The sequence below is a fragment of the Marinobacterium profundum genome, from assembly GCF_001528745.1.
Lineage (GTDB): Bacteria > Pseudomonadota > Gammaproteobacteria > Pseudomonadales > Balneatricaceae > Marinobacterium_A > Marinobacterium_A profundum.
In genome coordinates this window covers 1-5,113 of the sequence record NZ_BCNS01000062.1, presented here as the reverse complement: position 1 = coordinate 5,113, position 5,113 = coordinate 1, and the positions used below count along the sequence as shown (strand labels likewise).

Here is a 5,113-nt window from a genome sequence, read left to right as displayed (position 1 = left end):
CCCCCCCAACCCCCTCCCCCCCCCCCCCCCCCCCGACAACAGGAGTCGCGCCCCCTCTCGCGGATGCCCGGAGGCAACGCACGGTCGACCTTTCCCCTGGCGTCAGGTGGCCTTCTGGGAAGGCGGCAGCGGACAGACCTGGCATAGCTAGATGCATAAAGGGGCTGCGTCTGCTTCAGATCCGGGCGATTTCGACGCCTATGGCAACGACGGGAGTTGAGCAGAGCGGTACGTTTAAACCGCCCTGCTTGCGCGTGCTTTCACGAAGGCACTGTGGGACAAAATCGTCAGTAGGCTACCTGGTTACGTCGCCAGGTGATCAAACCGGCACGCGTAGATGACGAGCACACCCAGTCGCCGGCTTCGCCACGGGGGTGGGTACATCGCCTTCCAACGCGTACACATAGTACTTTGCCGAATTTTTTCCGCGACACACCAGTGGTAAATCCCCTGCAACAACCGCCATCAAGAACAGTTCCCCTACTCTCTGCGGGCCAACCCTCTGGATCACTTGCTCGTACGCAATAGTCCCGATGATATGCCGGGCCTCCTTTACATCGCCTGACCGCCAAAACTGTATACCAACCAACGCGGCCTCTAAGATAAGTTCCCGAACCGCCGCCTCACCTGACCTAAGCTTGTAGATCATCTTCTCCACCTCGTAATACTCAATTTTCTTTTCATTCACAACCAGAAGACCCAATCAAAAGACGCTATCTTCGTCAAACTCCTCCTCTGCTTGATCATTATCGACTCGTATCGTGATCTGCCGAGTCTTGCCGCGCGTTGACTCCACATGTATTCCCTGCGTCGCCAAACTTGCTTTCATCCCCGGGAGACGCCGTCCCAGCGCTGTCGGGTTTTTCGGCCATTCTCGACTATAAACAGTGCCCTGAGACACCGTCGCATTGAGCCCGCTAAGGAAGTCTGCGGGTGAACCGGACCACTCCCCGCGAACACGACTGACGGCAAACTCGATGATTGCGGCGGCAAGGGTATTATCCATCAGCGTGTCGAGCTGTGACTGGCGCAATGACTCGCTGTAGGCCAACTGAAGCGCCCCTGCGGGCAGGTTTTCGGCTACCTCGAACGCGGCCAACCACCTGCAGAAATCAATCATCCTCTCCGGACTCTTCAGCTCTACACGAGACAAGTTTTCGAAGATTTTGGCGATCAAATCGAGCAGATACCGGAAAATTTCCGGGTGATGACGTCCAAATAGCTCCATCATCTCTGACTCAGACCGAAATTTCATGCTTTCGATTCTGCTCAACCGTATCGTCAAACAACGCTGTGCGAGATCAGATTGCGCCACAAAGCTGTGAATTCCGTTGAAGATACAGGCACCGTGAAGGTTTTTGGTGGAAAGCGCGCTATCTGTATACAAGGCTCTGGTACTTACGGAGCCCCCCGTCGACGCCATACAGAGAAGGTCGGACATTTGCGCCTTGAAAGACCGCATATTATCGATACAGACAACGTGGCTGCTCCCCATGACCAGTGCCAAGTCTTCGACCCTACTCGGGAATGCCTGAATCCCGGCGCGGTTAGGGTCAACCAGAAGTGACAGAACGCGTGTCAGGAATGACTTACCTGTGCCCTGATCCCCGGAAACTACAAGAAACACGTACTTGCTGCCGTCAACCTTCGGATGCGCCATCGTGTACGTCACCCAGGCGAGAATGAACTGATAGTCTCTGTCGGAGACATTCAGAATCGCCCGAAGGGCCTTGTCTGATCCGCTTTCGGCGGGCACAGGCAAAGCACTCGCTATCGTCGATGGGCGGAACAGTACTTCAGAGGGTATTCCCAGGATCTCGACTTTCCCGGCCTTGACTCTAACACGGGTAAACTGCGGCTCACCCAGGTAGAGCTCTATACCACCCTCAACAGGTGCAACCCGGTGATATACCGGAAGCCGAGGCGCATTCTCCTCGCCGTAAGCAACAATGTCCTCTACAAGCTCATTCAGCCCATTGCGTTTCAGCTTGAGTCTCTGTCTCACGGCCTCTGCGCGTATAAAGCCCACCCCCCGAATAGACCTAACGGGCTCTGCGCGCTTATGAAGCCCCTCAGTGATAACGCAGCAGACACGCCCTGCTTGGTCAACGATCAAAGGTAGTGCCTCGATTATCACCATTGGTGACGAAGGGTCATATCGCGGGACCAGCTCGCCACTTGATACCACCGGCTGCTCGGCGAGGGTAGGCGGCAAATCGACAGGAACTTGCACACGAGGAGTAGCACGATCGGGGGCCGGTTTCTGGTTGAGTGCCGAGCTTTTGATTTTCGATAGATCGAATTTCTTCGGCGTACCTGATTGTTCCGCCCCACCAGGCTGCTTCCCTGAATTCATTACACTCACTCCCTCGTAAACGTTAATGACAGACATGGCGCCGATGCAGCGACACAGGATTTAACATGATAAATACTAATTAAAATCCTTTCTGGCGACTCTTCATCATCCCTTACCGTATCAGCACTTCGTGACGCCATTTTTCACGAATAACGCGTCCCGCGAACCAGGTCAATAACTTCTTTTTCGATTATCTGCAGAACGCATGAGCCACTAATAACAAGGCGTTTTAGCTTGGAAAAATAATTTTTAATGCGGAAGCGCGTAAACCTCAATGGAAAAACTAGTAAGGCTATAGCGCTTTATCAAGCAAGCGTAAGAGCGGCAAATTAGCCCGACCAGATCGATAAAACGTGGCAATGGTCAGCGCTAAAAAGCCCATATACATGAATTTATTTCATACATAACCTTTCCGCACCGCCACGTTCAGCCCGCCCCACGAAATTCCAGAGATCCACCACCACCCACAGCAAAGGAGGCTCCCATGCCCGTCGTTCTACTCACCCAGCAATTCATCAGCGGACATTTGTTTTGTCCTGATACAAAAACTCGGATCGAATACTGCGACAAGACCATCCCTGGCCTATATGTCGAAGTACGCCGCTCTGCACCCCGCCAGGGGACCTACTACCTGAGGTACAAGAACCCCGCCGGCAAGACTGCCCATCAACGCTTAGCGCGGACGTCAGACATTTCCCTGTCGACGGCCCGAAAGAAAGCCCGCAAACTCAAGAACGAGATAGCTCTAGGAACTGACCCCAAGGAGGAATCGCAACAGCAACCCCAAACCATCACTTTCGGTACCTTCCTGAAAGAGAAGTACCTACCGCACGCGGCAAGCCATAAGCGCTCCTACCGCTTCGACCTCAGCATGTCGATGCTTCGACTGATCCCCAAGTTCGGCCACATCCCACTGAACCAACTGACTCGTCAGCAAATTCAATATTTCCACACCGACCTGCATGATGAAGGACTGGCACAAGCAACTTGTGACCATCATTTGAAGCTGATGCGGCACGCCTTAAACCTGGCCGTTGACTGGGAGCTTCTGGAAAAAAATCCAGCCGAACGCATCCAACTATTTCATCCCGACAATCGTGTTGAACGGCTTTTGAGCGACAGTGAACTGCATCGTCTGTTGAAAGTGTTGCGAAATGATGAGAACCGCACGGTCTGCCTAGTGGCTCTCTTCCTGCTGAGTACGGGTGCTCGCCTGAACGAAGCACTGCAGGCCCGGTGGTCACAGGTCGACAAGATAAACCAAATCTGGAGGATTCCCGCAAGCAACAGCAAGTCGAAGCGGATACGTTCAGTACCCTTAAATTCCAGCGCACTGACTGTTCTCAAAACCCTAGGAACCGAGGGGGAAAACGACTACCTTTTCGTCAGCTCCACGACCGGTGAACGAATGACTACCATCCACAAGGTCTGGGATCGCCTACGGAATAAGGCTGGACTACCGCACTTACGGCTTCACGACCTACGACACCAATATGCGTCCTTTTTGGTGAATAGCGGTCGCACCCTTTATGAAGTCCAACAAATTCTGGGGCATTCCAGTCCCACAGTGACCCAGCGCTACGCCCACCTCTCGACAAAAGCCCTGCAGGAGGCCGCCGACAGTGCATCACTCCAAATCGGGGCCATTTCGTCGGACGACGACGGCGGGCACCCGCACCACCCCGAGTCGGCCCAGAGTGAACACCTCTGAGTAAAGCGGGGGCCAGGGATGGCTACCCTACTACCCAGCCCCAAACTCTCCAACTCGGAACGCTCAGGCAGGATCCCCCCCCCAGCCGCCCCCATAGGGGCGAAAATCAGGCATCTCAACTGGTGTCTTCGGCACGACTATGCCTTTCTCGAACTCAACCATTTCTGATCCGAATTTTCTCGTTACGTTTTACGGCTGTTCGAGGTTCGGTTGGCGCTTTCTCTTCTGTATACAGAATTCCTGTCAAATCGAACTGCTGACCGACCCGATGTGATTCGGAAATGGTTCGGCAAGCTGAACTTGACCTTATGAAAGGTGTACAACCTCCAGCGACTAGAGCATGTATGCCGCAGGCAGGTGGGTTCCACCCACAGACTGTTAATCTATTGGTCGCTGGTTCGAGTCCAGCTCGGGGAGCCAACAACCAAAGCAAGTGTAGTACTGTCGGAGTGTAGCGCAGCTTGGTAGCGCATCTGGTTTGGGACCAGAGGGTCGTAGGTTCGAATCCTATCACTCCGACCATTAACCCTTCCCCGCAAGACCTCAGCAACACCCCACATCTTTATAAACACGCAGCTTTCAGCTTACCTTTGCCCCAGAGCACCATTTCGGCCTACGAAATCCGGAAGTACAAAAAAGGTACATTTGGCGGCGCGATTGATACCCCAAAAGCAAGTACCCCCATTCTGACGCCTCCTCCCTAAATATTGGGAGCTACCTCAACAATGCCGTTGAAAGCGCAGCCCGCGTTCGATGTCCGCCAAATAATTCATTATGCCTAGGAGGCTGTCCGACAATACTCAACCTACTGCGAGCCACCTGAGTTTGGCTGTTTTTTGTGCTGTTTTGCGTTAAATAGAACCACTATTCGCCTTAAAACACCGCAAAAACCCGCTCAAATCAGTCGATTCTCGCTACGGCCAGCATTCTCGGACAGCCTCCTAGCAGCCTGTCGGCTTTTCCGCAGTAGATCAGTGGTAAGTCCGACAGGCTGCTAGTTCCCAAGCCCCAAGCCCCGGGCGATAGCCCAGAGCCCGAGGCTCTTG

Annotated in this window: 3 protein-coding genes and 1 tRNA gene; 2 read left to right on the top strand and 2 right to left on the bottom strand. The window is 53.7% G+C overall.

What is annotated here, in order from left to right:
• Positions 1-319: 319 nt before the first annotated feature.
• Together MPRO_RS03155 and MPRO_RS03150 are read right to left on the bottom strand one after the other, a co-directional pair.
• On the bottom strand, positions 320-688 hold the full coding sequence (locus MPRO_RS03155; RefSeq protein ID WP_158651737.1) for a hypothetical protein: 369 nt from the start codon (positions 686-688) through the stop codon (positions 320-322).
• A 15-nt stretch (positions 689-703) separates the two neighbouring features.
• Positions 704-2,356 carry an AICE element replication initiation protein gene (locus MPRO_RS03150; RefSeq protein ID WP_067286846.1) on the bottom strand — a complete coding sequence of 551 codons (1,653 nt, stop codon included), beginning with the start codon at positions 2,354-2,356 and terminating at the stop codon, positions 704-706.
• Between the two features lie 484 nt (positions 2,357-2,840).
• On the opposite strand from MPRO_RS03150, the gene MPRO_RS03145 reads away from it, so the two are divergent.
• Positions 2,841-4,067, top strand: coding sequence for a site-specific integrase (locus MPRO_RS03145; protein ID WP_067286844.1), 1,227 nt, complete (start codon positions 2,841-2,843; stop codon positions 4,065-4,067).
• Positions 4,068-4,512: 445 nt separating this feature from the next.
• Positions 4,513-4,589: transfer RNA gene (locus MPRO_RS03135), tRNA-Pro, on the top strand.
• Positions 4,590-5,113: the final 524 nt, after the last annotated feature.